Source organism: Cyanobacterium stanieri LEGE 03274 (genome assembly GCF_015207825.1).
Classification (GTDB): domain Bacteria; phylum Cyanobacteriota; class Cyanobacteriia; order Cyanobacteriales; family Cyanobacteriaceae; genus Cyanobacterium; species Cyanobacterium stanieri_B.
Genome location: NZ_JADEWC010000018.1, coordinates 1 through 26,248, shown reverse-complemented (window position 1 = coordinate 26,248; position 26,248 = coordinate 1). Strand labels below are relative to the sequence as shown.

Annotated in this window: 26 protein-coding genes and 1 tRNA gene; 19 read left to right on the top strand and 8 right to left on the bottom strand. The window is 36.9% G+C overall.

Annotated elements, in window-relative coordinates:
• Positions 1 to 50: 50 nt before the first annotated feature.
• Positions 51 to 122 (top strand) — tRNA-Lys (locus tag IQ215_RS09070).
• Positions 123 to 142: 20 nt separating this feature from the next.
• Here the strand turns inward: IQ215_RS09070 and IQ215_RS09065 are convergent.
• The 3 genes from IQ215_RS09065 to IQ215_RS09055 form a co-directional block, all read right to left on the bottom strand.
• Positions 143 to 1,012, bottom strand: coding sequence for an aldose epimerase (locus IQ215_RS09065; RefSeq protein WP_193800995.1), 870 nt, complete (start codon positions 1,010 to 1,012; stop codon positions 143 to 145).
• A 16-nt stretch (positions 1,013 to 1,028) separates the two neighbouring features.
• Positions 1,029 to 1,709, bottom strand: coding sequence for a diacylglycerol/polyprenol kinase family protein (locus IQ215_RS09060; protein WP_193800994.1), 681 nt, complete (start codon positions 1,707 to 1,709; stop codon positions 1,029 to 1,031).
• A gap of 79 nt (positions 1,710 to 1,788) precedes the next feature.
• A complete protein-coding gene (locus IQ215_RS09055) occupies positions 1,789 to 3,135 on the bottom strand; it encodes an IctB family putative bicarbonate transporter (protein ID WP_193800993.1) in 1,347 nt (448 codons plus the stop codon).
• A 314-nt stretch (positions 3,136 to 3,449) separates the two neighbouring features.
• Here IQ215_RS09055 and surE point away from each other — a divergent pair, with 314 nt between their 5' ends.
• Both surE and fni read left to right on the top strand, forming a co-directional pair.
• The gene (gene surE, locus IQ215_RS09050) at positions 3,450 to 4,127 is read left to right on the top strand and encodes a 5'/3'-nucleotidase SurE (protein ID WP_193800992.1); all 678 of its coding nucleotides are present in this window, start codon (positions 3,450 to 3,452) and stop codon (positions 4,125 to 4,127) included.
• Positions 4,128 to 4,145: 18 nt separating this feature from the next.
• Positions 4,146 to 5,177 carry a type 2 isopentenyl-diphosphate Delta-isomerase gene (gene fni, locus IQ215_RS09045; protein WP_193800991.1) on the top strand — a complete coding sequence of 344 codons (1,032 nt, stop codon included), beginning with the start codon at positions 4,146 to 4,148 and terminating at the stop codon, positions 5,175 to 5,177.
• A 147-nt stretch (positions 5,178 to 5,324) separates the two neighbouring features.
• On the opposite strand, the gene IQ215_RS09040 is transcribed toward fni, so the two are convergent.
• Positions 5,325 to 6,005, bottom strand: coding sequence for an ATP-dependent Zn protease (locus IQ215_RS09040; RefSeq protein ID WP_193800990.1), 681 nt, complete (start codon positions 6,003 to 6,005; stop codon positions 5,325 to 5,327).
• Between the two features lie 286 nt (positions 6,006 to 6,291).
• Here IQ215_RS09040 and IQ215_RS09035 point away from each other — a divergent pair, with 286 nt between their 5' ends.
• A complete protein-coding gene (locus IQ215_RS09035; protein WP_193800989.1) occupies positions 6,292 to 7,182 on the top strand; it encodes an alpha/beta fold hydrolase in 891 nt (296 codons plus the stop codon).
• A 252-nt stretch (positions 7,183 to 7,434) separates the two neighbouring features.
• Here the strand turns inward: IQ215_RS09035 and IQ215_RS09030 are convergent, their stop codons facing one another.
• Positions 7,435 to 8,004 (bottom strand): DUF3611 family protein, encoded by a 570-nt coding sequence (locus IQ215_RS09030; RefSeq protein WP_193800988.1) that lies wholly within the window; start codon positions 8,002 to 8,004, stop codon positions 7,435 to 7,437.
• 263 nt (positions 8,005 to 8,267) lie between these two features.
• On the opposite strand from IQ215_RS09030, the gene tig reads away from it, so the two are divergent.
• From tig to IQ215_RS09015, 3 genes are all read left to right on the top strand, one after another.
• Complete coding sequence (tig, locus tag IQ215_RS09025; RefSeq protein ID WP_193800987.1) at positions 8,268 to 9,647, top strand: trigger factor; 1,380 nt, start codon at positions 8,268 to 8,270, stop codon at positions 9,645 to 9,647.
• 106 nt (positions 9,648 to 9,753) lie between these two features.
• Complete coding sequence (gene queF / locus IQ215_RS09020) at positions 9,754 to 10,149, top strand: preQ(1) synthase (RefSeq protein ID WP_193800986.1); 396 nt, start codon at positions 9,754 to 9,756, stop codon at positions 10,147 to 10,149.
• A gap of 59 nt (positions 10,150 to 10,208) precedes the next feature.
• Positions 10,209 to 10,805, top strand: a complete 597-nt coding sequence (locus IQ215_RS09015; protein WP_193800985.1) for an alpha-ketoglutarate-dependent dioxygenase AlkB family protein — start codon at positions 10,209 to 10,211, stop codon at positions 10,803 to 10,805.
• 6 nt (positions 10,806 to 10,811) lie between these two features.
• Here IQ215_RS09015 and IQ215_RS09010 read toward each other — a convergent pair whose 3' ends face one another.
• Positions 10,812 to 12,332: a serine/threonine-protein kinase gene (locus IQ215_RS09010; protein WP_193800984.1), complete on the bottom strand. Its 1,521-nt coding sequence runs from the start codon at positions 12,330 to 12,332 to the stop codon at positions 10,812 to 10,814.
• Positions 12,333 to 12,573: 241 nt separating this feature from the next.
• Between IQ215_RS09010 and IQ215_RS09005 the strand changes: the two genes are divergently transcribed.
• The 10 genes from IQ215_RS09005 (at position 12,574) to rimI (ending at position 22,839) form a co-directional block, all read left to right on the top strand.
• On the top strand, positions 12,574 to 14,055 hold the full coding sequence (locus IQ215_RS09005; protein ID WP_193800983.1) for a tetratricopeptide repeat protein: 1,482 nt from the start codon (positions 12,574 to 12,576) through the stop codon (positions 14,053 to 14,055).
• 138 nt (positions 14,056 to 14,193) lie between these two features.
• Positions 14,194 to 14,826, top strand: a complete 633-nt coding sequence (gene hisIE / locus IQ215_RS09000; RefSeq protein ID WP_431355529.1) for a bifunctional phosphoribosyl-AMP cyclohydrolase/phosphoribosyl-ATP diphosphatase HisIE — start codon at positions 14,194 to 14,196, stop codon at positions 14,824 to 14,826.
• Positions 14,827 to 14,928: 102 nt separating this feature from the next.
• Positions 14,929 to 16,149: an NAD(P)/FAD-dependent oxidoreductase gene (locus tag IQ215_RS08995; protein ID WP_193800981.1), complete on the top strand. Its 1,221-nt coding sequence runs from the start codon at positions 14,929 to 14,931 to the stop codon at positions 16,147 to 16,149.
• 306 nt (positions 16,150 to 16,455) lie between these two features.
• On the top strand, positions 16,456 to 18,039 hold the full coding sequence (locus tag IQ215_RS08990; RefSeq protein ID WP_193800980.1) for a cation:proton antiporter: 1,584 nt from the start codon (positions 16,456 to 16,458) through the stop codon (positions 18,037 to 18,039).
• Positions 18,040 to 18,085: 46 nt separating this feature from the next.
• Positions 18,086 to 18,532: a tRNA (adenosine(37)-N6)-threonylcarbamoyltransferase complex ATPase subunit type 1 TsaE gene (gene tsaE, locus IQ215_RS08985; protein ID WP_193800979.1), complete on the top strand. Its 447-nt coding sequence runs from the start codon at positions 18,086 to 18,088 to the stop codon at positions 18,530 to 18,532.
• 182 nt (positions 18,533 to 18,714) lie between these two features.
• Positions 18,715 to 19,056, top strand: a complete 342-nt coding sequence (locus tag IQ215_RS08980) for a CopG family transcriptional regulator (RefSeq protein WP_193800978.1) — start codon at positions 18,715 to 18,717, stop codon at positions 19,054 to 19,056.
• 41 nt (positions 19,057 to 19,097) lie between these two features.
• Positions 19,098 to 20,621 carry a stress-responsive protein Ycf46 gene (gene ycf46 / locus IQ215_RS08975; protein WP_193800977.1) on the top strand — a complete coding sequence of 508 codons (1,524 nt, stop codon included), beginning with the start codon at positions 19,098 to 19,100 and terminating at the stop codon, positions 20,619 to 20,621.
• A gap of 146 nt (positions 20,622 to 20,767) precedes the next feature.
• Positions 20,768 to 21,118, top strand: coding sequence for a DUF1257 domain-containing protein (locus IQ215_RS08970; protein ID WP_015222334.1), 351 nt, complete (start codon positions 20,768 to 20,770; stop codon positions 21,116 to 21,118).
• 262 nt (positions 21,119 to 21,380) lie between these two features.
• Complete coding sequence (locus IQ215_RS08965) at positions 21,381 to 22,277, top strand: ABC transporter ATP-binding protein (RefSeq protein WP_193800976.1); 897 nt, start codon at positions 21,381 to 21,383, stop codon at positions 22,275 to 22,277.
• A 97-nt stretch (positions 22,278 to 22,374) separates the two neighbouring features.
• A complete protein-coding gene (gene rimI, locus IQ215_RS08960) occupies positions 22,375 to 22,839 on the top strand; it encodes a ribosomal protein S18-alanine N-acetyltransferase (RefSeq protein ID WP_193800975.1) in 465 nt (154 codons plus the stop codon).
• A gap of 18 nt (positions 22,840 to 22,857) precedes the next feature.
• Here the strand turns inward: rimI and rpsR are convergent, their stop codons facing one another.
• Both rpsR and rpmG read right to left on the bottom strand, forming a co-directional pair.
• Positions 22,858 to 23,073 (bottom strand): 30S ribosomal protein S18, encoded by a 216-nt coding sequence (gene rpsR, locus IQ215_RS08955; protein WP_015222339.1) that lies wholly within the window; start codon positions 23,071 to 23,073, stop codon positions 22,858 to 22,860.
• Between the two features lie 56 nt (positions 23,074 to 23,129).
• A complete protein-coding gene (gene rpmG / locus IQ215_RS08950) occupies positions 23,130 to 23,324 on the bottom strand; it encodes a 50S ribosomal protein L33 (RefSeq protein ID WP_015222340.1) in 195 nt (64 codons plus the stop codon).
• A gap of 258 nt (positions 23,325 to 23,582) precedes the next feature.
• Between rpmG and IQ215_RS08945 the strand changes: the two genes are divergently transcribed.
• Together IQ215_RS08945 and IQ215_RS08940 are read left to right on the top strand one after the other, a co-directional pair.
• The gene (locus IQ215_RS08945) at positions 23,583 to 25,052 is read left to right on the top strand and encodes a TldD/PmbA family protein (RefSeq protein ID WP_193800974.1); all 1,470 of its coding nucleotides are present in this window, start codon (positions 23,583 to 23,585) and stop codon (positions 25,050 to 25,052) included.
• A 192-nt stretch (positions 25,053 to 25,244) separates the two neighbouring features.
• The gene (locus tag IQ215_RS08940) at positions 25,245 to 26,102 is read left to right on the top strand and encodes a carbohydrate ABC transporter permease (RefSeq protein WP_193800973.1); all 858 of its coding nucleotides are present in this window, start codon (positions 25,245 to 25,247) and stop codon (positions 26,100 to 26,102) included.
• The last annotated feature ends 146 nt before the right edge of the window (positions 26,103 to 26,248 follow it).

Genomic DNA, 26,248 nt, shown 5'->3' with positions numbered 1-26,248 from the left:
AAAAAGTTCGTTAGTATAGTTAATGTCGCTAAATTAAGTTGAAGCGATGAGGGTCGCTAGCTCAGCGGTAGAGCACTCGGCTTTTAACCGATTGGTCCTGAGTTCGAATCTCAGGCGACCCATAAATAAGGGAACAAATAATCTAAGTGTTACTAACAATAATCTCAAAATACCCCCTACATCCCTGACTAGGTTTGAGATAAGTTGTTTTCTCACCCGTATTTAAAGCATTCCTGGGGGCGCTCCAAGGTTCAAGACAAATGTAATCCTTGCCCTTAAGAGTCCAAAAAACTAAGGTAGAAAAAAGATTAGAATACTTTAATGATACCTTCATATTTCTTTTATAGTTCACGAAAGAAGCAGTATCTTTAGTAATGGTTCTAAAAGCAATATCGATTTCATCTTGATCATAATCCAGATTTCCCGCAAAAGGAAAAGTTTTCTCTCCTGTCTTGTTGCTATATTCAGAAGCTGGAATATCTAAACTCAAACTACTTTTATCCTGACACCAAAAATAGGGATGAAAACCCACAGAAAAAGGCATTATTTGATTAGACTTATTGTAATACTCCTGTGTAATTATCAATCGGTTAGCCACTAATTGATAAGTAAAAGTCAATTCAAACTCAAAAGGATATATCAATAAAGTTTCTTCATTACTACTTAATCTTAAAACAATTTGTGCCGCCTCATCTGTAGATTGGGAAATAACCTCCCAAGGTAAATCCCGGGCAAAACCATGTTGTTTTAGTTGATATTCTTTCCCTTCGTAGAGAAAAAGATTATCGGGTAAATTACCACAAATGGGAAATAAAATAGGATTACCCCCCCTGACGCTTAATTGAGGATTTTTAAATCTTTCTTTATCTAAATAAAATATATCTTGCCCATTTAATTTCCATGCCGTGATAATACCTCCTTTTTCTGGTACAACTTCCATACGGGAGTTATTTTCCCTATCTTCCAAGATGTAATTTAAATAATCATCTTGTTTAATAGATATATGAAACATAAAATTAATCCTCTTTTTAACTGAATAATTGCAATAGGTAATAACAGAAAAGCGCACTAAAAACTGGCACTGTTAAATTATCAATACCTATAATCGAAAAAGTCTCTAAAAAAGTGGCTAAAATTGCTGTTGATAGGGTGATAAGAATAAAATAATTATGCCAAGGATAAACAAAACATAGGATAGATAAAATAACGATCGCACTTACTAGCATCATAGTTAATGAGCCTTCCCAGCTTTTTTTACTACCCAAAAATTGATATTTATGCTTTCCCCATTTTTGCCCTATCAACGCCGCCGAAGCATCTCCCCAAGTCATAACTAAAATACCGATTGCGGTAAACTGTGGTAAAGATTTATCCCAAAATAAAACAGTTAAAATACCAATACTTAAAGCATAAAATAAAGTGCCTAAACTTTTTCTACCCACGCCATTGACGCTAGGTAAAATTGGTAAAAAGTAAGAAATAATTGCTACCATACTTGCCCCAAGAGATGCTAATAAAATTAGATAGCTAGGGATATTTAACCACCATGCTAACAGGATAACTTGACCGGCACCGATATGAACAATTTTTCTAGTAATTTCTGAATTTGCCCGATAATAACGCCGTAGAATTTCAGAAATGAGAATTAGAATCCCTAAATAAAAACCAACCAATGAAATAGGTAGAATTTGCTGAAAAACTAAAGTCATGAAAATGGGGTGATGAAGTGATAAGACAGCACAAAAGATAAACAAACTAAAAATTAGTTTAATTATCAACCATCCATTCTCAATTATCCATTACCCTGACGTTACTGGCAATTACTCCAATTAATAACCACCATAAAGTATTAATTTGTGGGCGAAACCAAACGGTATCAAATACCCCTTGGGTAGCCAAACCCACCAAGGCGGCAAGACTGGCAATTATCCAGATACCCATGGCTTGATTTTCTGTTTTAAAGATTTGAATTTTGGTTATGGCTTTTTTGAAGGTAGAAACGAGAATTCCCATAAATAAACTAATACCGATAATACCTGTTTCGATGGGAATTTCTAAAAAGATGGAATAGGAACTTAGGGCGGTAAAATTAGTTTTCATGTAGAGAGGGTAAATCTGGTTAAAAACTTGATTTCCTAAACCAATACCTGTTATGGGATAGTCGCGCATCATCTGAAATACGGCATACCAAACATTGATGCGGAAATTATTGCTACTATCTCCCCGCCATGAAAATATGCTTAAAATTCTTAATCTTAAGGGTTCAACTAAAATAATTGCAGTAATAATAAACAGGGAGAATATACCAACAATTATTGGCACTAACCATTTACGCCAGAAAGGGGAAAGATATTCTGCCCACCAATAGTTTAATCCTAAAAGGAAGGTGAATAATAAGGCGACTAAAGCTAACCATGCTCCTCTACTGCCCGTAAAATAAATACAAGTGCTATTGGTGACTACTATTACTATGGCGAGGGCTTTTTGAGGTAAGGTTTTCCATAAAATTAATCCTCCTAAACCAAAGGCAACGGCAGGGAGTAAATAGCCACCTAAAAGGTTAGGATTTCCTAAATAACTATAAACCCTTGTTAAGTCGGCTGTTTGTAGTGATGTATCTGTCCATGTGGCAAGGGGTGTTACACCGATAAATTTTTGTCTAATACCGTAACCACTGACGATAAGGGAGATGAGAAGATAGGTGGTGGTAATTAATTCTAAAAATTTTTTCTTTTGGAATACCCTCGCACATAAGGCAAAAAATAAGAGATAAAGGGTAAATTTGATTAATCCTGATAGGGAGGCACTTTTGAGGGGGGAAAAGGCGGTGGAAATGATGGAGGCTAACCAGTAAAAAAATATCCACAGGTGGATGGCGGTGATTTGGTTAGGATTCGTTTCGGCAAGGGTGAGAAGAAGCCAAAAGCCTCCTATGGCTACTAGAATTATCCCTATTAAGGTGGTGCTGGAAAAGGGAGCTAATATTATTAATATACATATAAGAATAGAGGCGATCGCATCTGAGTATTGTAATAAATAACTGGTGTGATACCAGTTACTGAGTAAGCCGACACTTTTACCAATCAGGCTTGTTTTTCGCCATTGGCTAAGGGGATTTGATACGCTAGTATTCATTTTTATACGGGTAGTGAAAGTTTTAGCATTGGTGAATTAAGATATGATTTTTAGTTTAGTTTGGCAACAGGGAATGGGCAATAGTAATAATAGTATGGTTTTAATACTATACATTTACTGTAATTCAATAATGTTTCCTACTCAAAATAGGCAATGCCAAATATTTAATTAATTATTTATTACCTTCATTAAACTATTTTTTGTACCATAATTAAGCAACACCCATTATTTTATATTTAATTGGTTTTTTCTTACTGTTTGGGTTTATCCTCTGAAGTTGATATAATTAACCAGTTTATGTTGTAGTAGTTTGAATGAAATTTGTTATAACTAACGATGATGGGATTAAAGCTGAGGGTATCCAAACTCTTAGTAATCTTGTGGAAGGAGATAAATGGGTTATTGCACCCAATCAGGAGTATTCTGGATGTGGTCATCAAATTACTACCCGTCGGGGTATAGGGGTAGAAAATCTCGGCGATAATTGCTATAGTGTGGATGGTACTCCTGCCGATTGTTCTCGTTTGGCTATTCAAGCCCTTGCCCCTGATGTCGATTGGTTATTGTCGGGTATTAATGCTGGAGGAAATTTAGGGGTTGATATGTATTTATCTGGCACGGTGGCGGCAGTGCGAGAAGCGGCAATTTCTGGTGTAAAGGCGATCGCACTTTCCCATTATATCAAAAATCCTCAGAAAATTGATTGGATTTTAGCTAGTAAATTAACAAAAAAAGTATTAAACTTATTATTAACAAAAGAACTGCCTAAGGGACATTTTTGGAATGTAAATCTTCCCCATTTACAACCCTATCAAACTGATGCTAAAATAGTGTTTTGTACCCCTAGTAAAGATCCTTTACCTTTGACTTTTAAAATTAAAGATAATCTTTATTTTTATCAAGGAAATTATAGCCAAAGACAAAAGGCAAAAGATAGTGATATAGATGTTTGTTTTTCAGATAACATCGCTGTTAGTTTAGTAAAAATATAGGTGAAATAATAATTTAAAATGGGAGAAAATCAAACCGCAACTCAAACCAGAAAAGATGATCATATTCGGATTTGTTTAGATGAAAAAGTACAATGTGGTAACATATCCAATGGCTTAGAAAAATATCATTTTAATCATGTTTGCTTACCAGAATTAGATTATGAAAAGATTAATATTAGCAGTCAATTCTTAGGTAAAAAAATTGATTCACCCCTACTGATTTCTTCCATGACAGGAGGCACAACCAATGCTCAATTAATTAATCAAAGATTAGCTAAAATCGCTCAAAAATATCATCTTGCCATGGGTATTGGTTCCGGTCGTGTTATCATTGAAAAACCTGAAGTAGCCTCTACATTTAAAGTGCGATCGTACGCTCCCGATGTACTCCTATTCGCTAATATTGGTGCAGTACAACTCAACTACGGCTATGGTTATAAAGAATGCCTCGAATTAGTTAAAATCCTTGAAGCCGATGCCCTCATCTTGCACCTTAACCCCCTCCAAGAATGTATCCAACCCCAAGGAGATACAAACTTTAAAGACTTACTAACCAAAATTGCCCAATTATGCGAGAATTTACCAGTGCCAGTCATTGCCAAAGAAGTCGGTAACGGTATTTCCGCTGATATGGCAGAAAAACTTATTAATGTAGGTGTAAAATCCATCGATGTAGCAGGGGCAGGAGGCACATCTTGGGCTATGGTAGAAAGTGAAAGGGCAAATAACCCTCTACAAAGAGAATTGGGCAAAACCTTCGCTAATTGGGGTATTCCTACCGCCGACTGTGTAGCTGATATTAGCAGTAAATATCCTGACATTCCCCTTATCGCTTCAGGGGGTATTCGTAATGGCTTAGAAGTTGCTAAATTAATTGCCCTTGGGGCAGACTTGGTGGGTTTGGCTTATCCCTTTCTCAAAGCCGCTATGGAATCCACCCAAGCCCTTGATTTTTTGGTAAATCTATTGAATGTGGAGATAAAAACTACTCTTTTTTGTACGGGAAGTAAAGATTTATCCAGCTTACATCAAAATTTGATTATTAAATAGACTTTTATAAAAAAGTTATGGGAGAAGTAAGGTATGATTTTTAGTTTAGTTTGGCAATAGGGAATGGGCAATAGTAATAAGAGTTTTGATACTATACATTTACTGTAATTATCAATTTAATACCAGCGCACCTTAATCGCACCCTAATTAAGATAAAGATATACTCTCATTTAATAACCCTTGACATTCTTCCACAGACTTACGTTGACGCATAAATTCAATTAACTTTAAATAAGCCTCATTATGAGTTTCAATCATTGTTGTAGCCTGTAAAAGAGCCAATCTTTTACGCATTTCTAAATTAGAATTAGTAAGGGTAATAGGGGCATAAATTTCCGCAAATTTTAATAAATCTTCTTGCCCTCCCTCACTGTTGTGATATTGAAGTTTTTCAGCGGCAATTCCTCCCATTAAAACTACCCCGAAACGCTCTATAAGTAAATTAAATTCTCTCATATCTTGACCTTTTTTTTCTAAAAAGTCTATATCGAAAATTACTCCTCCCGTTCCTCCATTTCTTTTTTTTAATGTTTCCCATGCTGTTAAAGTATAATCTTTAATAGGAATATTAAATAAATGAGCAGTTAGAAAATGTCCTGCTTCATGGTAAATTATCCTTTCTTTTTGTTCAGCAGAAGCAAAAATATTAATTAATAGATTAACTCCTTTATTTTCCCAACTTAAAGTATCTACAGTGATGAGACTTAAAATTATAAATGTTCCTCCTGCGGGAATGTAAGGAGATATATTTAAAAGAGGGCCTAATAATACTGATAATGTGACAGTAAAAATAGTTATTGCTAATATATTTAGTCCTGTTTGTTGCATATTTAAGATTGGTTTCTATATTTATTCTTAGTTTAACAATTATATTTTAAAATGTTGTATTATTTTTCTTCTTTATTTAGTTTTTCCATGTTCGGATAACAATTATTTTTGTTCAATTTTACAATCATTGTAAATGATTTTTACTTGATAAAAATATCTACAATTTGTTATGAATATGAAAAATAAAAATAACTCAATTTAGCTAAAATATAATGATATATTGTACCTTTTAAAATTAAAATAGAAATGTAAAATAAATTATATTTCCTGAAGAATTAAAACATAAATGTTTCCTAACGCCATTACTGAATCTGCAAAAAAATTGACAGAATCATCATCCATCGAGCTTTTTAATAAAATTCAATTTACCCATTTGCCCTGTGACACATCCAAACAAGAAATTATGAGTAGTTATGCCGTAGAGGGAGAAAGTGATACTCCCATGGTATTACTCCATGGTTTTGATAGTTCTTTACTTGAATATCGTCGTTTATTTCCTCTTTTAACCGAAAAACATCAGGTATGGGCGTTAGACTTATTGGGCTTTGGTTTTACTGAACGTAAAGAATTTTTATCCTTTTCCCCTGAGGGTATTAAAACACATTTATATAATTTCTGGTCAAAAATGATTGCTAAGCCCATGGTGTTAGTGGGTGCATCCATGGGAGGGGCAACGGCCATTGATTTTGCTTTAACTTATCCCGATGCAGTGGATAAATTAATACTTCTTGATAGTGGTGGATTAACGAAAAAACCCATCATGAGTAGGTTTTTGTTTCCTCCTCTGGATTTTTTAGCCACGGAATTTTTGCGTAACTTGAAAGTAAGACAGAGTATCAGTGAAACAGCTTATTGCGATCGCACCTACGCCCATGAAGATGCCCTCAGATGTGCTGCCTTGCACCTAGAATGTGAAAACTGGAACAAAGCCTTAATATCATTCACCAAAAGCGGCGGCTATGGCTCATTTGCCTCTAATCTTGCCGATATAAAAGCCAAAACCCTTATAATTTGGGGGAAAAACGACAAAATTTTGGGCATAAAACCAGCTCACCAATTTGAGAAAATGATACCCCAAAGTAAACTAATCTGGATAGAAAATTGTGGTCACGTTCCTCACCTAGAAAAAGCCGACATTACTGCCCAGCATATTTTAGAATTTTTGTCACAAAGCTAATTGCGGGATGAAATATAATTGAATTATTTAAATAATATCAAGTCCCCTTGATAGTTTATAAATTAGTAATATCAATATCTTACTTCAATTTATTCAACGAACTACCGTTAGCCGTGTAATTCATTACACGGTGGGAATACGAAAATACAATCTATGGATTATGAATTATTCAAACTTGACATAACTTAGTATTCAAAATATTATTACCATTGTCCATCTCCATGAGCAATCATGCCTAAAATAAGCAAAGCCTTAACTACTGATGCGATTGAGCAAAAATAAAGAAGTAGCAATACCAGAAAAATGAGCCGCAATAGTATTAGTATTTGCCTGAATAATTAGCATATCAAGGGAATTAACATATTGATCCGTATTTGGTCCAATCAACTGAGGAGAGAGGGTTAACAACTTAGCTAAAGTTAGCCCCACCAAAGCCTCAGCCCCAAGAATAGCAAATAACATCCCCACCAAATTTAACACCAAGCCGATGCGAATTAAATTGAGAGTATCCGACTTTTTAGGACGCATAGCAGGATCTCTATTTTCAACCCTTCTACCAATTTTGCCGTAACGATAGGCAATCACCAAAGCCGCCACTAATAGAATAATGCCCACAAAAGCACAAAAAATGCCAAATTGTACCCCCTGTAATCTCTCATTAGTCTCGAAAAGTGCAGGGGTAGCAAATAAAAGAGTTACCGTAGAAATAATACCCAATACTAACTGAGACCAAAAACCCCAAAAACCCCATCTCTTGAGGTTGCTGGATACTTTTTGAACTACAGGGGGCAGGGGTTGACTTAGTTGCGAATTTCTCGTCATACTTTACTAGCTAGATGAGTCTTAAATGATTGCAGGATAAGAAAACTATTATTTGTCCTTAGGCAAAATTTAGATGTCAACTTCTAGTATAGCTCACACCTGAGATTTATCCCTGCGCCCAAGAATTGTTATTACTTTTTTGATAGCTAAAGAAATCAATTAAATGTGATAGAGTTGTAAGGTTGAGTACAAGTTGCACATAGTAACCGAATATACTTATTATTGTTAGAGCGAATCTATAAAGAACAACAACATTAATTTTTATGAAAATTACTCAGGAAAAACTTCCTGCTAGTCAAATCGGTTTAGAAATCGAAATTCCAGCAGAAACTTCTAAAAAAACCTATGAAAAAGTAATTACACAAATTGCCAGAACCACCAATATCCCCGGTTTTCGTCAAGGTAAAGTTCCCCGTCCTATTTTATTACAACGTTTAGGACATGACAGAATTAAAGCGGCGGTATTGGAGGAGTTAATTCAGGATAGTCTAAAATTGGCTATCGAACAAGAATCGATCAATTCTTTGGGTAATTATTCCTTGCGCTCTGAGTTTGAAGATTTAGTCAAAGACTATCAGCCAGGTAATGCCGTAGTATTTAAGGCGGCGGTTGATGTTCCCCCCGAGGTTACTTTAGGGCAATATCAAGGCTTAAAAGTTCAGGCAGAAGAAATTAAATATGATCCTGAAGCGGTAGATAAACTTATTGAAGAACAAAGACAGCGTTTAGCTACCCTTGTACCTGTAGAAGGTAGAACGGCTCAAATGGGAGATACTGCCATTGTTGATTTTCAAGGTCGTAAACCCGCTGAAAATGAAGGGGAAGAAGGAGAATTAATTGAGGGTACTAAGGCTGAAGAATTTCAAGTAGAATTAGCAGAAGGTAAATTTATTCCCGGATTTGTAGAAGGTATTGTGGGAATGAATATTGATGAGAGTAAAACCCTTGATTTAACTTTCCCTGAAGATTATCCTCAGAAGGATTTGGCTAGTCAACCTGTGATTTTCTCTATTACCCTCAAGGATTTGAAAGAGAAGGAATTACCGGAGGTTGATGATGAGTTTGTGAAGGAGGTTAGCGAGTTTGAAACCGTTACCGAGTTAAGGGAATCCTTAGAAAAGCAGTATCAGGAGAAGGCGGAAAATGATACTAAGGTCAATATTCAACAGGCTTTAGTAGATGAGCTTTTAAAACATACTACCATCGAAATACCTGAAACCATGATGGAAGAAGAAGTTCAAAACCTCTTAATGCAAACTGCTAATGAAATTCAGCGTATGGGGGTTGATCTTAATCAATTCTTTACTAGGGAAATGGTGGGTAGAATGCGTGAAACTGCCCGTCCTGAAGCTAGTAAAAATTTACATACTAATCTCATCGTTGAAAAAATTGCTGAGCAAGAATCTATCACTTTAACGGATGAGGAAGTTAATGAAAAAATCGCTGAGGTAACTAAGGATTTAAATTCTAGCGAGATTGACCAAAACAAGTTACAAAAGTTTGTTAAGAATGATCTTTTGTCTGATAAGGTTTTGAGTTTCTTACAGGAAAAAAATGAAGTTGAATTAGTGCCTGAGGGTACTTTGAAAACTGAGGAGAAGGAAGAAGCTGAGGCGGAAACTGCTGAGGTAGCCGCAGAGTAATTTATTTAATCTGTTACTCTTTTTTTGACCCCAAACCCTTTTTATTTTAGGGGGAGGGGCATCTTTTTGATTATGATTATTATTGTTGTTTTATTGGGTTAAGGTTATGGCTGAAGAAAAGAAAGAAATGATGTACGGGGAAAGGGCGATCGCAGAGGGTTCTTTAATCACCTTCCCCAATCCTCGCCCTGGCAGGGTTTATAATGTTAGTGTGACGTTACCTGAGTTTACTTGCAAATGTCCTTTTTCGGGTTATCCTGATTTTGCGACTATTTATATTAATTATTCTCCTGATCAAAAGGTAGTAGAGTTAAAAGCGATCAAACTTTATATTAATAATTATCGCGATCGCTACATATCCCATGAAGAATCTATTAATCAGATTTTAGATGACTTTGTGGAAGCCTGTGATCCTCTTTATATTTCGGTGAAGGGTGATTTTTATCCTCGGGGTAATGTACATACGGTTATTGAAGTCGAACACCGCAAGAATGAGCAATAATTAGGTTTTAGGTATTGGGTGTTAGGTGTTATGTCAAATCTTAATCTTAATTACATAGGATGGGAAAAATAGAGCTACCCCACAGCCAGATATATTACTATCCAGATTTTTTTGATTCCGTCACCAGTGATAAGTTATTTATCCTGTTGCATGGAGAAATTGAGTGGAGACAAGATTATATTACTTTGTTTGGCAAAACCCATTTACAGCCTCGCCTAACGGCTTGGTATGCGGATGAAGGTTTAACTTACACTTATTCTAATATCACCATGTATCCCCATGGTTGGATTAATTGTTTAGAGGAGATTAAAAATAAGGTAGAATCTTTTGTGCAAGTTAAATTTAATAGTGTTTTACTGAACTATTATCGCCACGGTAAAGATAGCATGGGATGGCATAGCGATAATGAGCCAGAATTAGGGAAAAACCCGCTCATTGCTTCAGTGAGTTTAGGAGGGCAAAGGCGTTTTATGTTGAAGGCTAGGGATAAGAAAAATTCTCTTAAGTCAGAGATTTCCCTTTCCCATGGTAGTTTGTTAGTAATGGGGGGAGAAACTCAACATTATTGGTTACATCAAATTCCTAAGACGAGTAAAGTTGTTGAGCCTCGAATTAACCTTACTTTCCGATTCATTAAATCATCAATTAATGGGTAATTTCGGTTAGAAAAGATTTCTTAAAAAAGATAATATTAGTAGAAAAATACTGGCGATAAATAAGGTAACTAAGGCCACCACAGGGGGGGCAATCAAGACGGCTAATAAGGGTAAATCGAAAATGGTAAATAAAGAGTTATGAAGTAGGGGAAGAAAATAAACAAGGGCCATGGTAGCACCTCCAACCAGTAATAAATCCCATTTCTCTATTACTTTTTTCCAAAGAATTAAAATTAGTAAACCCATGATTCCTCCTAACACTCCCATTTGTATGCCCATGGAAAAAGTGCTTAGGGCGCTAGTAATGGCGATCGCCCCTAATACCCCTTCAAAAGCCCAAAAACTTACTCCAGTGAGTATGGAGGCTACAGGTAAAGGGGCTCTATTTTTTTTCTCCTTTACAGGTTTTGATGGTTTTTCCACAGGTTTAATTCCTTCCTGTGTCGGGTTTATCGGCTCGATTTTCATAGGTTCAGGATCAGACAGGGGGGGAGTTGTATTTCTGGATATAGGGGCTTTAATGGCAGGTTGAGGGGTAACAGAAGGAGCATTTGCCCCCCTGAGTTGGGGAGGGTCAATAATTTTTAGAGCATCCCTAGCACTCTGAAACCTTTTCGCTGGATTATGTTGCAACATTTTTTCTAAGGTTAACCCGAGGCGATCGCCCACTGTAACATACTTGCGCCATTGCCATGTATTACTATAAGCATCATATAAATCCGTAGTCGGCTGAGCCGTCAAAAGATTTACACAAGTAACAGCCAAGGCATATAAATCAGTAGAAGGAAAAACTTGCGCCCCCGCCATTTGCTCAGGAGGTGCAAAACCCATAGAATAAATACCCGTGGACTTTAACTGAGGATTAGGAGTGTGATTCGTCGCCATTTTTACCGCCCCAAAGTCGAGCAAATAAAACACCCCCTCACGATTACGCATAATATTAGAAGGCTTTATATCCCGATGAATTGAACCATTTTCATGGACAAAAGTTAAAATATTAAGAACTTCCCTTAAAATATCCGTTACCTCTTGTTCAGAAAAAGCCCCTTTTTGTAACAATTCCTGCTCTAAATCTTGTCCGTCAATATATTCTTGCACCAAATAAAAATATTGCTCTTCCCCCTGCTTTCTACCATTTATTGTGCCAGGTACCAGTAACGGAAAATAGGCAAATAAATCAGGAATTTGAGGATGACGATTACCTAAATCATCTAATACTAACGCTTCTCTCTCAAACAACTCCAACGCCACCGCCAATTCTGCTTCCCCCATATTTCCTTCGGGCTGAAACTGCTTAACCACACATTTTCTCATGGTAGGGCTATATCTATCCACCGCTAAATATGCCGCCCCAAATCCTCCTTTTCCCAATAGTTTTTTCGGTAAATATCTTCCTGCCAAAATTAAAGGCATACCGCAACTTATGCAGTATTTTTGTTGTACCGTCTTTAGTATGGAGGTGTCTTTTAACTCTTTAAAACTATTTATTGGATGTTGACAATAGGGGCGGGTACAGGTGATATTCATGGAATAAAATAGATTTTATAGGAGTAATTCCACTTTTTATTATAGTTAGATTTTAGCAATGTAATGATCCATGGACAAAAAAGACATCAATCTTTAAACTGTAGTTACATAATATTTGTCTGGGTAATTGTGGTTGTAATTTTAAGGATTATATTTTGATAATTATCATATTATGTATAATCATTTTTTAAAATATTGGCTAATCATTAACACTTAATCAATGGATTTATGGTGATAGAAAATGGATAAAAATTTTATTCTACAAGAACAACAAAAAGATTTCTGTCATCGCTTAAAAATAGATGCCCTTTGCTCTTGTCAATCGGAAAATTGTTATTCGGAAATAGATACCATTAAAAGTTCTCATGTTCAGGCAATTATTAATCATTTAAAGCCTTTATTGAGGGATAAAAAAAATAATCCGAATTATCAACAGTTATTATCTAAATATTTTCTCCATAGACTAGGAGAACAATTTTTACAACAACGGTATCAAGACTTAGTAAGTTTAGAAAAAGCTACGAATCATCTACAAAACCTTAATCATAACTTTATCATCAAGGGAAATAATAACTTTAATATTTTAGTGCAGACTACTTTAAAATCTGATGAGATTTATTGGTTTTTAAATCAAGAAGATATAGATAAATATGAACTAATTATTTTTTTTATTTCTATTTATAGTTTACAAGATGATATACAAGATTACCCTCTTATTTTAGCTGGTTTTTTACCTCAAGAATATATAAAAAAATATATCACAAAAGATTACATTACCATCTCTGATTTATTCTATGGTGGTGGTTTAAAAGGATATTTACGATGGGCTAGAAATCATCAAATTAATAAATTTACTCGCTTAGGAACTTTTCATGATAAAAAAGGTGAATTCGATTTAGCTATTCATGCTTATAATCAGGCTTTAAATATTGGAGAAGCTAATGCCCATTTATATTTTTTGCGGGGGGTAGCACTCTGGAAACAAGGGCATTATCGTCGGGCTATTGATGATTTTTCGGCGGTGATAAAACTTGATTCTAACCATCTGTTAGCTTATCATTGGCGTGGATTTGCTTACACTTATTTTCAAGAGTATGAGTCGGCGTTAGAAGATTATGAGCAGGAAGTTAGGATTAATCCTGTTAGCTTTTTGGGTTATTATAAACGAGCTTTAATTAAAACAAAATTAGGTAATTTTTTGGGAGCATTAGATGATTATCGTATTTGTATAACTATTAATCCTAGCTTTTTTTTAGCTTATTATAATCGAGCTTTTGTTTATCTTAAGTTAAAGGATTATGAGGATGCGATGGATGATTATGTCGAGGCTTTAAAATTTAATCCTAATTTATATCAAGCTCATTATAATCTTGGTTATATTCATCAAATGTTAGGTAATCATTCTGAATGTATTGCTTCTTATAAAAATTCTTTAAGGTTAAAACCTGATTATGAAAAGTCTTATTTTAATTTGGCTATTTTACAGGCTGATTTAGGTTATATACAAAAGGCGATCGCCCTTTACGACAAAATATTAAGTATGAATCCTAATTTTATTCAAGCAAAATATAATCGAGATGCTCTATTTTTTATTAGAGAAAATGAAGGTAAACTTTTAGGAGAATACACAGAGTATAATAATCAAAAAAATCAAAAAATTCCTTATTTAGTAGATATAAAAACTTATAATTCTCTAATTAAGAAAAAAGAATCTTCAGATTAATTAATCATAAAATATATTTTCTCTTTCGTAAAAGCTGAACAATAATTCAATGTTTTTTGTCAAACAAAATAGGAGCCTATTTTCTGTTATAATAAATTAATTGCTATTATTTGAAATCCCATGACCACAAACCTATCTATGCCCTTAAAACAATCAATCCCCCTTGATGACATTGCCTACAACGAAAAAGGATTAGTAGCTGCGATCGCACAGGATCACTTAGATGGTACAGTATTAATGATGGCATGGATGAACAAAGAATCCCTCCAAAAAACCCTCGATACAGGAGAAGCATGGTATTGGAGTCGCTCCCGTCAAGAATTATGGCACAAAGGGGCCACCTCAGGACATATTCAAAAAGTAAAAGCCATTCGTTATGATTGTGACAGTGACGCTTTACTACTCACCATCGAACAAATAGGGGACATTGCCTGTCATACAGGGGAAAGAAGTTGTTTCCACCAAATAGATCATAGCAAATCTGCTCCCCCTGCCGATACCCTAACGGAATTATATAAAGTAATTTGCGATCGCAAAAATAATCCAACCGAGAAATCATACACCTGTAGCCTATTCCAAGGGGGAGATAATAAAATTCTCAAAAAAATCGGGGAAGAAACCGCCGAAGTCGTTATGGCATTTAAAGACGACAACCCCACCGAAATCGCAGGGGAAGTGAGTGACTTGTTATATCATACCCTCGTAGCCCTAGCCCATCATAACGTTGACATCAGGGAAGTATATAAAAAACTAGACGAAAGAAAAAAATAATTAAATTCCCAAAGAAATATAAAGAAATAAACATCTTCACAAAAGAACCTTTTAAACTATATATGACTTAGCAAAGTTGCCCTAATAACCTTTTTATTTTTTATGAGTAATAAATCATTTCAAATATTAATCATCGGCGGAGGTGCGGCAGGAGTTACCGTCGCTTCTCAGTTGATGAAAAAAAATAATAACCTTCGTATTGCTATCCTTGAACCATCAGAAAACCATTATTATCAACCAGCTTGGACATTAGTAGGTGGTGGAGTATATCAATTTGAAGATACCGTTAAACATGAAGATAAACTAATACCCCGTGGCGTAACCTGGATCAAAGATTTTGCTGAAAATGTTGACCCCAATCAAAACCAAGTTACCACAAAAACAGGTCAAATTATTAACTATGATTATTTAGTGGTATGCCCAGGGGTACAAATAAAATGGGATAGTATCACTGGTTTTCGAGATACCGTCGGTAAAAATAATGTTACCTCAAACTATGTTAAAGAGGTAGTTGACTATACTTGGGAAACCATTAATAACTTCAAAGGGGGTACAGCTATTTTTACTTTCCCCGCTGGGGCGATAAAATGTCCTGGCGCACCCCAAAAGATTATGTATATGGCCGAGGAAACCTTTGCCAAAAATGGCGTTAGGGATAAAACCAAAATTATTTATGCCAATGCCACAGGAAAAATGTTTGGTGTACCAGCTTATTGTAAACCCCTAGAAGAAATCGTTCAACGTAAAGGTATTGAGGTTAAATATGGTCATAATTTAATTGAGTTAAAACCCGACACCCAAGAAGCCGTTTTTGCGGTTAATGATGGTGAAAATGTCACCATTAAATATGATATGATCCACGTATCTCCTGCCATGAAAGCTCCTGATTTTATTAGCTCCAGTGCGATCGGCAATGAAGGAGGATGGGTAGATGTAGATAAATTCACCTGTCAACATAACCAATACCCCAACATATTTGCCCTCGGAGACGCTTCCTCCATTCCTACCTCCAAAACCGCCGCCGCTATTCGTAAAGAAGCCCCTGTGGTAGTAAATAATATTCTGGCATTGATGGCACAACAAAAACCCATCGATAAATACGCAGGTTATGCCTGTTGCCCCCTCGTCACAGGTTATGGTAAAACCATCATGGCAGAATTCGATTATACCAAAGAGCCTACCCCTAGTTTTCCCCTTGATCCTACGAAGGAAAGGGCTAGTATGTGGCTAGTAAAAAGATATGCCTTACCATGGATTTATTGGAATAGAATGCTTAAAGGAGAACCTTTTGAGGCTGATAGTTGGCGTTTTCTCTTAAAATAGTTGTTTGTAAGGTGGGCATTGCCCACCAAAAATCCTTTTAGATTAACTTGATCTTACTCTCTCTTCACCTAATCAGTAGCAATATGTTGTAGCGTCAAACACCACAGAAGTTTTTACTTAAAACTAATTTTGCTTTTGCCTATTTTTCCTCTATCTATCGGTTTAAAACCTCTTTTATATCCTAACATGATAATGGAATTTTATCTCAAAAAAATATTGATAAAAAAATAATTAAAACCTAAATTTAAATACAGAATTGGGATAATCTTCAATAGATTTGAAGGGAATAATATAGTAAAAAAAGAAATGCTTGTAGATTTTGTCTTAATTTTGGTGTGTGGATTTTTTGGAGGAATAATTATTGATAAGTTTAAAATTCCTGCCCTTGTGGGTATGATTTTAATCGGAATTATGTTAGGTTCTCAAGGGATGGATATATTAAGCCCATCTACCTTAAAATCAGCGGATAATTTTAGAACTCTTGCCGTAATGATTATCTTAATGAAAGCAGGTTTAGGGCTAGATCGTCAAAAATTACAAAAACAGGGTCAAGTTGCTCTGAAATTAGGATTTTTACCTGCTATTTGTGAGATGGTAATTATCACTTTTTTAAGCATATATTTATTGAACTTTGATATATTAACAGGGTTACTCTTAGGATGTATTTTGGCGGCGGAATCTCCTGCGGTTATTGTTCCAGGGATGTTACGTCTTAAAAGTTTGGGCTGGGGGGTTAAAAAAGGAATTCCTGATGCTATTTTGACGGGTAGTGCATTATCTGATGTATTATTATTGTTAATTTTTAGTTTATTAATTACTTTTTTATCAGGGGAAAATGCTTTAAATTTTGAAGCATTACCATGGTTATTTTTACAATTAATATCACAAATTATTGTGGGAATATTTTTTGGCTGGTTATTGGCTAAAATATTAATATGGATATTAGTAAAACAAAAGGTTTCTCAAGGAGGTGTTTATGATACTTTAATTACTGCTAGTTTGTCTCTTTTATTAGTGCTGTTTTCCCATGAATATCCTTTCTTTTCAGGTTATTTAGCGGTAATGAGTTGCGGTTTTTTCTTAATTGAATTTGCTTCTCCTTTGGCAAGAAGATTAAGACAGGGTTTTGATGTTCTTTGGCGGGTAGCTCAGATTTTTTTATTTGTATTATTAGGCGCAAATATTCAATTAAATGTCTTAGGAAATACCCTAGGAATTGGCTTACTAATAATTTTGGTTGGTACTTTGGTAGGAAGGATGTTAGGCTGGTATTTATCGACATGGGGAAGTAATTGGAGTGGTAAAGAAAAACTATTTTTACTTCCTGCCAATAGCGCTAAAGCTACGGTACAAGCGGCAGTGGGGGCTATTCCTTTGAGTTTGGGCATTGATGGTGGGGAAGAAATATTGGCGATCGCCTCTTTATCTATTTTAGTTACCGCCCCTTTAGGAGCATGGGCTATTCCCACTTTTGCTCCTCGTTTGTTACAAAGGGGGGAAGTTGATGCCACCAAGGTAATCATTGAGGGTAATATCACTATTTTAAGTGCCATTGATGATTCTACCCAAACTCAGGCAGTATTAACTAAAACCGCCGCCATGGCGAGAAGAAGTGATGCACAGGTCATTGTTTTACACGTCATCCCCGATGATAAATCTTCCGATGTAAATGCCTTAAAGTTAGTCACCCGTAAAGTTTTAGCTGACATTGACCATCAATTTTTAGTTAGGGAAGGTTCAACCGCACAACAAATTTTAACCATTGCCCAAGATTATGGAGTATCAGAAATTGTCATGGGTAAAAGGAATGTTGATAATATATTCGTTGGTTCTATTTCTCGTTATGTTTTGGAAAATAGTCTTATTCCTGTGATGATTATTGACAATTAACTAAGAAAATTTGACAATAATATCTTAGTATTTCTAGATAATCTAAATGGGTGAAAAAACAATTCTATTAGCAAATGAACAAGAAACCCGAAAGTTAGGGCAAACACTAGCTGATGATTTAAGTCCTAATACGGTTATCTTATTACGAGGGAATTTGGGAGCTGGTAAAACTACTTTTATTCAAGGCTTAGCGGTTGGTTTGGGCATCCAAGGTGCGATCGCCTCTCCCACTTTTACTTTAATCAATGAATATTTAGAAGGACGTTTACCCCTCTATCACATCGATTTATATCGCCTTCAACCAGAAGAAATTAAACAACTACACCTACAAACCTATTGGGAAGGCATAGAAGTTGAACCAGGCATCACCGCCATCGAATGGTCAGAATTATTACCCCATTTACCTTCCCATTATTTACAAATAGAACTAAGTATTAATGATGATGATACTAGACAAGCAAAAATAATAACTGATGTTACGCAAAAAAGATAATTAGTTCTTGGTTTGAGGTGTTAGGTATCAGGTTCAAAAATTTAGAACAACTCTACCCCAATTACCTCACATTGTTACGAAATGTAACAATTATGCTGTCAAAATGGGATGACGCCTTGACAGTATAAAAAAAAATAGTTAAAGTAGTTCACATAGCACTTGGGCATATCAAATAAGCCAATATGCAAGAAAAGCAAAAAGTTACTCTATATTTACCACCAAACCTGCACCGACAGTTAAAAGTAAAAGCAGCTATCGACACTGACTCCATGTCAGCCTTAGTCGAAAAAGCCGTTAACTTTTATCTAAAACACCCGGAAACCGTGGAAGAAGTTGAAGCAGGTTATGGCAAGACTCACCAAATTCATGTATGTCCAGAATGTGACACTCCCATGTTGATGCGTGATGGTGAAATGGTCTCCTTGAAAAATCAACCTACTGTTGTGGATGAGGAATTTCCCTTAATCGGTGATAGTGTTCAGTTAGAAGATTCATCAGACCAAGAAGAGTTAATTCCCTGCTAGAAGATTTGAGTACACTGAGAAACTAAATCGAGGTCGGCATAATGAAAGAAGAGTTAAATATTCTCATCAAAGCTCAATATCCTTTGATCTATCTAGTGACTTCTGAAGAAGAAAGAGCCGAAAGTGCGATCGCCCGTATCGCCAGAGATCAAGAAACGAAAGAGCAAAAAAGCCGAGTATTCGTGTGGACAGTAACTCATGGCATTGTAGAATACAATAGCCAAGGTCGTCAGGGAGTACAACATAACACAGTTTCACCAGAAGCGGCCATCGAATGGGTAGTCAGACAAAAGGATGACGGGATCTATATATTCAAAGATTTACACCCTTACCTAGACTCTCCCCCCGTTACCCGATGGTTAAGAGATGCTATCTATAGCTTTAAAGGCACAAACAAAGCCATAATTTTGATGTCGCCTTATCATAAAATACCCATCGAACTCGAAAAAGACATTGTGGTGTTGGATTTCCCCTTACCCCAATCCTCCGAGCTAGAAACCGTATTAGATAAAGCTCTACAGCAATCTCGCCAGAAGAAACTTCTCCCCCAAGTCAAAGAAAAATTAGTTCGTGCCGCCCTTGGACTAACCATCGATGAAGCCCAAAAAGTTTATCGAAAAGCCCAAGTAAAAGCAGGACAACTCACCGAGGAAGAAGTCGAAATCGTCCTCTCCGAGAAAAAACAGCTAATTCGCCGTAACGGTATCCTTGACTATGTAGAGGAAGACAAAACCATTGACGCAGTGGGAGGGCTAGAAGAGCTGAAACACTGGTTAACTCAGCGTTCTGATGCCTTCAGCGAAAGAGCTAGAGAGTATGGACTTCCCCAACCAAAAGGAATGCTTATATTAGGTGTACCCGGTTGCGGTAAATCCTTAATCGCCAAAACAACCTCAAGATTGTGGGGCTTACCCCTACTCAGGTTGGACATGGGCAGAGTTTATGATGGTTCCACCGTAGGCAAATCTGAAGCCAATCTTCGTAATGCCCTTAAAACCGCTGAATCCATTTCCCCTGCAATCCTCTTTATCGACGAACTAGATAAAGCCTTTGCCGGTAGTGGTGGGTCTGCCGACTCCGATGGTGGCACATCTAGCCGTATCTTTGGTTCATTCCTCACTTGGATGCAAGAAAAAAACTCCCCCGTCTTTGTAATGGCAACCGCCAACCGTATCGAAAGATTACCCAGTGAGTTTTTGCGTAAAGGTAGATTTGATGAGATCTTTTTCGTTGACTTACCCAATGCTCAAGAACGTGAAGCAATATTTAAGATACATTTAACCAACCGTAGAAATGAGATTGAAAGATTTGATCTCGCACAACTAGCAAATGTATCAGAAGGTTTTTCTGGAGCCGAGATAGAACAAGCAATCATTGCCGCTATGTATGAGGCTTTCGCCCAAGAGCGAGAGTTTACCCAACTAGACATTATCGCCGCCATGAAATGTACTTTGCCCCTATCTCGCACCATGACTGAACAGGTAACAGCACTACGAGACTGGGCTAGAAAAAGAGCCAGACCTGCTTCAGCTTCCGTTGCTGAATATCAGCGACTGGAATTTTAAAGGCTTTCATCGGGTGGGGGAGGAGTAGTCCCCCGAACTTCCGAGAAAGGCTAGTGATTCACTAGCAGTTTTAACAAAAGCACTCAAAGTGCATATCTTATCAAATTTTTAAACAGTTGTCTTTAATCTCTTAGGAGGAAACATCCATGTCTCATTTTAGCACCCTACGCACCAAAATCTCTTCTGCGGAAATCCTCACCAATTCTTTACGGGATCTCGGTATCAACGTAAAAACTGATGCAGATGTACGTGGCTACAATGGTCAGCGTCTTCGTGCCGACATCGTCGCTGTGTTAGAAGGCGAGTACGATTTGGGTTGGTCTCGTAATGCTGATGGTAGTTTTGATTTAATTGCAGATCTTTGGGGCGTTGCTAAGAAACATAACCAAACTGAGTTAATTAACTCCATTAATCAAAAATATGCCGTTAATAAAACCCTTGAAGAGGTTAAACAACGTGGTTTACAGAATGCTAACGTGAAGTTGGTTCTTCAGTAATCCCCAGTCATTTACCTAATAAAGTGTATTCTCAATCATTTGGGCTAGTTGGACTTTGATCCACTAGCTCTTTTTTTTTGAGGGAATAGGGAACGGGGAACAGTTTATAATTATAAATTAACCTCAATTCGGGATAAGGGTGTGAAGAATTAACAATTGACAATGGACAATTGACAATTATTTTATTGCCCATTGCCTATTCCCCATTCCCTGTAGCCATAACTGATATTATGATGGAATTGTTTATTTTCTCGGATCGATAATGTTGCAAATCAAAAATTTAACTAAGTTTTATGGAAAACGAGCAGTTTTACAAGATTTAAACCTCAACATTAAACAAGGGGAAATATACGGTTTACTGGGGGCAAATGGTGCGGGGAAAACAACTACTATTAATATTATCTGCGGTTTGTTGAATTATGATGATGGTCTTGTAAATATTAATGGGGAAAATTTGTCGGCTAAAAGTAAGTATTCATTGGGTGTAGCTCCTCAAGAAAATTTGTTATACCCGAGCCTCAGTTGTGCGGAAAATTTATCTTTTTTTGGCAAGATTTACGGTTTAAAAAGGACTAAGTTAAAATCGGCTATTAATCACTGTTTGCAAGGGGTTAATTTATTAGATCGCAAAGATAATGCGGTGGATACCCTTAGTGGTGGTATGCAACGGAGGGTTAATATTGCGGTGGCGTTGATTCATAATCCTAAGTTATTGATTTTAGACGAACCCACCACGGGATTAGATATTGAGGCGAGGTATGAAATTTGGCAGTTAATCACCAGTTTGAGAGAAGAGGGAATGACTATTCTTTTAACTACTCACCTATTGGATGAAGCTCAAAAACTGTGCGATCGCATCGGGATTATCAAAAACGGTGAAATCATTGCGGAGGGGACATTAGAAGAGTTAAGGAAAAAAGTTCCTGCCCAAGAAATTATTATCATTAAAACTGATGAGGAGGAAAAGGCAATTCTCAAAGCTCAAGAAAAGGGTTTTCAACATCGTTACTATGGGGGAGACTTAGCTTTTTTATTACCTGAAACTTTACCCTTAGAGGAGTTAATCAAGTATTTTGATCACATCAATTTAACTTCTATTACCCGTCAACCTGTCAATCTTGATCATATTTATCTTGAAGTTACTCAAAATGTGGAATAGGGATAAAAAAATTAAACCTGCAACCATAAGCCTGTACGGACGTAGCATGCTACGTCCCCTACCATATCGAAATTATTATCCCTAAACGAGGTTATTTATGTCATTAACAACTATAAAACTGCAACCCTTAACCGAAAAACACTTATCAGAAGTTATCGAATTAGATCAAATTTGTTTCGGTGGATTGTGGAGTTTAGAAGGTTATAAAAGAGAAATAGAGAGCCCTAATAGTACCCTATTAATTATTACTACCGATATAAAAAATGAAGAAAAAATAATCGGTTTAGGCTGTTTTTGGGCAATTGTAGAAGAAGCCCATGTGACCATTTTAGCCATTCATCCTGATTTTCAAAGACAAGGATTAGGCAAAATGTTATTAGAAAAATTACTAAAACAAGCAAAAGAAAAAGGGTTAGAAAGAGCAACTCTCGAAGTTAGTGAACATAATCAAAGTGCGATCGCACTTTACGAAAAATTTGGTTTTGCCCTAGCAGGAAGAAGAAAAAAATACTATCAAGCCACTGGGGCAGATGCCCTAATCTTTTGGAAAAAATTAACCTAACACCCAACACCCAAAAGATTAACCTTCCACGTTGATAAAAGGCAATAAAGCCAACAAACGAGCCTTTTTAACCGCTCTAGTTAACTCTCTTTGTTGGTGGGCAGTCAATCCAGTGATACGACGAGGTAACATTTTACCTCTTTCAGTTACAAACTTGTGTAAAAGTTCTAAATCCTTGTAATCAATCTCTTGACTAGGAGGAATAGGAGATAATCTTTTGCGAAAATAAGCCATAATCTAATCTTTAAATACTTACTATTTATTTATTCAAATTAAAACTGGAAACTAAACTATTTAATTTCCTTGTGGATAGTGTGCTTGTTGCAGTGAGTACAGAATTTTTTAAGTTCCATTCTGCCAGTGGTATTACGTCTATTTTTCATAGTGGTGTAACGAGATACACCCTTAGAGCGTTTGTCAGGATTGGTACGACATTCCGTACACTCTAATGTAATGATAATGCGAACGCCTTTTTTACTTGCCATGGTTTTAGCTTATAGTTACTATAACAGTAATTTTATACACAATCTACTATTATCTTATATACCTTACTCTTTTGACAAGGGGGGAGGATAATTGACAATTAACAATGGACAATTGATAATTAAAATTTTCAAAATGGACAGTGTAATAAATTTAACTATTCCCTGTTCCCCATTCCCTGTTCCCTGCTTCCATAACTCCACAGTTTACATAACTCCTAACTATATAATGGTATTTAACAAAGTCAGTTAACGTAATCTATGTCACCAACACTATTGATTTCCAAAGAAATACCTAACCTATCATATCAGCCCAAGGGCGATCGCTTCGACATCTCATGGCAACAACCCCTCTCCACCCTACTAGGCATGGGTAGAGCCGCAGGAGCCGATTTTGTAGAATTTTTCCTCGAAAAATCCAACTACATTAACTGTTTAGCCGAAGACGACACCATCACCAGCATTACTCCCAGACTAGCCACAGGGGCAGGGGTAAGAGTATTTAGAGGAAAAGCAGACTGTTACGTTAGTACCAACGATTTAACCTTTAATGGATTAAAACAAGCCCTAGAAAAAGCCCTCTCCATCCTTGGTTTAAACATTCCCCAAGGTTCAGCCTTCATACCCGAAATTAATCTCGAACTCTTCAGAGACTACGCCACCCTCAAAAATAAAGACACATGGTTAAGTCAATGCAGTAATATGCAAGAAATGGGCGACATCCTATTAAGTGCCAATCAATTTATCGAAAAAAAAGCCTCTAAAGTGCGATCGCGCCGTGCCGCCTACTTCAGAGACTGGCAAGAAATATTAGTCGCCTCCACCGACGGAACTTTCGCCCGAGACATCAGACTAACCCAATCCGTAGGCTATAACCTGCTATGCGCCGATGGACAAAATCGCTCCTCCATAGGCAAAAGAGACGGAGACACCAGTAACCCCGACTTTCTCCGCCAGTGGAACTATCAAAACGTAGCCGAAGAAGTAGCCGAATCCGCAGGAAAAATGCTCTACGCCGACTACGTCGAATCAGGACAATATCCCATTATCATGGCAAACCAATTCGGCGGAGTAATCTTCCACGAAGCCTGTGGACACCTCCTCGAAACCACCCAAATCGAGAGAAAAAGTACCCCATTCATCGATAAAAAAGGAGAAAAAATAGCCCATGAAAACCTCACCGCATGGGATGAAGGACTATCCGACAAAGCCTTTGGTACCATCGACATGGACGACGAAGGAATGCCCACCCAGCGCACCCTACTCATCGAAAACGGCATCCTCAAAAACTTCATAGCCGACAGAGCAGGATCCATACGCACAGGACATCCCCGCACAGGTAGCGGCAGAAGAAGTAACTATAGTTATGCTGCCGCCTCCCGTATGCGCAACACCTATATTGCCCCCGGAGAATATACCCTAGATAACCTTTTCTCCTCCATTGATAAAGGAATCTATTGCAAAAAAATGGGCGGAGGAAGCGTCGGCCCCACAGGAGAATTTAACTTCGGAGTTGACGAAGCCTACCTAGTCGAAAACGGCAAAATAACTAAACCCCTAAAAGGAGCAACCCTCATCGGAGAAGCCAAAGAAATCATGAAAAAAATCTCCATGTCATCCCAAGACTTAGGACTAGCAGCAGGATTCTGTGGTTCCGTAAGCGGTAGCGTCTATGTAACCGTAGGACAACCCCATATCAAAGTTGACTCCATCACCGTAGGCGGAAGATAAAAACTGATAATAAGTTCCGTAGTAAGGGCTTTAGCCCTTTTAATATAAAAACTTTTATCCTCCTATATTAATTTCGGATAAATCACTACCATAGGAAATCCCCCCTTATTAAGGGGTGCTAGGGGGGATTTACTAACGATTAAGCCCCCCAAATCGCAAAATTTTGGGAGAATTGTAACCCTTAACAACACCATGAGCCTTAACAAACTAAAAGCAAAAATCACCCCATGGTTATTCCTTAGCCCTGCCCTAACTCTTCTCACCATCTTTCTCTTTATCCCCATCCTCTACCTAATCTATCTCAGCTTCACCAATGGAAACCTAACCTCCACCCAATGGATTGGAATCAATAACTATCGACGACTAATCATTGACTCCGACTTCGCCCAAATTATCATCAATACCATCTACTTCTCCATCACCAGCATCATCCCCAGTATTATCATCCCCCTACTTCTCGCCGTTCTCCTCAACCAAAAAATTATCCTTAGAAGTTTCTTTCGTACCAGCTACTTTATTCCCTCCATAACCTCCCTCGTTGCCATGGGCTTAGGATTTCGTTGGCTATTCCAAAACAACGGTCCAGTTAACCAACTACTTCAACAAATAAACATTACCCCCATCTCTTGGCTCAATAGTCCCCTCTGGGCAATGCCCATTATTATTTTATTCAGTACATGGCGACAAATCGGCTTCAACCTCGTCGTATTCCTAGCAGGATTACAAGCCATCCCCAAATCACGATACGAAGCCGCCGAACTAGACGGTGCAGATTCATTGGGAAAATTTTTATATATAACCATCCCAGGATTAAAACCAACCCTAATTTTTTGTATCATCACCACCTCCATCTTTACCTTCCGCTCTTTTGAACAAATATACGTTATGACTAACGGCGGCCCAGCCAACAGCACCAATATCCTCGCTTACTATATATATCAACAAGCATTTAGACAATTTAACTTCGGTTATGCCGCAGCAGCCACCAGCATCTTATTATTAATAGCCTTTCTCCTCGTTTATATCCAAATTCTTATCACCAAAGAATAAATTTAAACCCGTAAAGTGGGCGATGCCCAGCGAAAAGAAAAAAAGATTGAAAGGTCAAAAGCCTTAATATGTAACAGTTGTGACAGAAGTTGAAAAAAAGTTTCGAGAAAAAGTTGCCATTTTGAGGAGAGTTAGTTATATTAGTA

What these genes read in the sequence shown, in the direction of transcription:
- IQ215_RS09065 (WP_193800995.1), bottom strand. Translation starts at nt 1,012, where the DNA reads ATGTTTCATATATCTATTAAACAAGATGATTATTTAAATTACATCTTG.
- IQ215_RS09060 (WP_193800994.1), bottom strand. Translation starts at nt 1,709, where the DNA reads ATGACTTTAGTTTTTCAGCAAATTCTACCTATTTCATTGGTTGGTTTT.
- IQ215_RS09055 (WP_193800993.1), bottom strand. Translation starts at nt 3,135, where the DNA reads ATGAATACTAGCGTATCAAATCCCCTTAGCCAATGGCGAAAAACAAGC.
- surE (WP_193800992.1), top strand. Translation starts at nt 3,450, where the DNA reads ATGAAATTTGTTATAACTAACGATGATGGGATTAAAGCTGAGGGTATC.
- fni (WP_193800991.1), top strand. Translation starts at nt 4,146, where the DNA reads ATGGGAGAAAATCAAACCGCAACTCAAACCAGAAAAGATGATCATATT.
- IQ215_RS09040 (WP_193800990.1), bottom strand. Translation starts at nt 6,005, where the DNA reads ATGCAACAAACAGGACTAAATATATTAGCAATAACTATTTTTACTGTC.
- IQ215_RS09035 (WP_193800989.1), top strand. Translation starts at nt 6,292, where the DNA reads ATGTTTCCTAACGCCATTACTGAATCTGCAAAAAAATTGACAGAATCA.
- IQ215_RS09030 (WP_193800988.1), bottom strand. Translation starts at nt 8,004, where the DNA reads ATGACGAGAAATTCGCAACTAAGTCAACCCCTGCCCCCTGTAGTTCAA.
- tig (WP_193800987.1), top strand. Translation starts at nt 8,268, where the DNA reads ATGAAAATTACTCAGGAAAAACTTCCTGCTAGTCAAATCGGTTTAGAA.
- queF (WP_193800986.1), top strand. Translation starts at nt 9,754, where the DNA reads ATGGCTGAAGAAAAGAAAGAAATGATGTACGGGGAAAGGGCGATCGCA.
- IQ215_RS09015 (WP_193800985.1), top strand. Translation starts at nt 10,209, where the DNA reads ATGGGAAAAATAGAGCTACCCCACAGCCAGATATATTACTATCCAGAT.
- IQ215_RS09010 (WP_193800984.1), bottom strand. Translation starts at nt 12,332, where the DNA reads ATGAATATCACCTGTACCCGCCCCTATTGTCAACATCCAATAAATAGT.
- IQ215_RS09005 (WP_193800983.1), top strand. Translation starts at nt 12,574, where the DNA reads ATGGATAAAAATTTTATTCTACAAGAACAACAAAAAGATTTCTGTCAT.
- hisIE (WP_431355529.1), top strand. Translation starts at nt 14,194, where the DNA reads ATGCCCTTAAAACAATCAATCCCCCTTGATGACATTGCCTACAACGAA.
- IQ215_RS08995 (WP_193800981.1), top strand. Translation starts at nt 14,929, where the DNA reads ATGAGTAATAAATCATTTCAAATATTAATCATCGGCGGAGGTGCGGCA.
- IQ215_RS08990 (WP_193800980.1), top strand. Translation starts at nt 16,456, where the DNA reads ATGCTTGTAGATTTTGTCTTAATTTTGGTGTGTGGATTTTTTGGAGGA.
- tsaE (WP_193800979.1), top strand. Translation starts at nt 18,086, where the DNA reads ATGGGTGAAAAAACAATTCTATTAGCAAATGAACAAGAAACCCGAAAG.
- IQ215_RS08980 (WP_193800978.1), top strand. Translation starts at nt 18,715, where the DNA reads ATGCAAGAAAAGCAAAAAGTTACTCTATATTTACCACCAAACCTGCAC.
- ycf46 (WP_193800977.1), top strand. Translation starts at nt 19,098, where the DNA reads ATGAAAGAAGAGTTAAATATTCTCATCAAAGCTCAATATCCTTTGATC.
- IQ215_RS08970 (WP_015222334.1), top strand. Translation starts at nt 20,768, where the DNA reads ATGTCTCATTTTAGCACCCTACGCACCAAAATCTCTTCTGCGGAAATC.
- IQ215_RS08965 (WP_193800976.1), top strand. Translation starts at nt 21,381, where the DNA reads ATGTTGCAAATCAAAAATTTAACTAAGTTTTATGGAAAACGAGCAGTT.
- rimI (WP_193800975.1), top strand. Translation starts at nt 22,375, where the DNA reads ATGTCATTAACAACTATAAAACTGCAACCCTTAACCGAAAAACACTTA.
- rpsR (WP_015222339.1), bottom strand. Translation starts at nt 23,073, where the DNA reads ATGGCTTATTTTCGCAAAAGATTATCTCCTATTCCTCCTAGTCAAGAG.
- rpmG (WP_015222340.1), bottom strand. Translation starts at nt 23,324, where the DNA reads ATGGCAAGTAAAAAAGGCGTTCGCATTATCATTACATTAGAGTGTACG.
- IQ215_RS08945 (WP_193800974.1), top strand. Translation starts at nt 23,583, where the DNA reads ATGTCACCAACACTATTGATTTCCAAAGAAATACCTAACCTATCATAT.
- IQ215_RS08940 (WP_193800973.1), top strand. Translation starts at nt 25,245, where the DNA reads ATGAGCCTTAACAAACTAAAAGCAAAAATCACCCCATGGTTATTCCTT.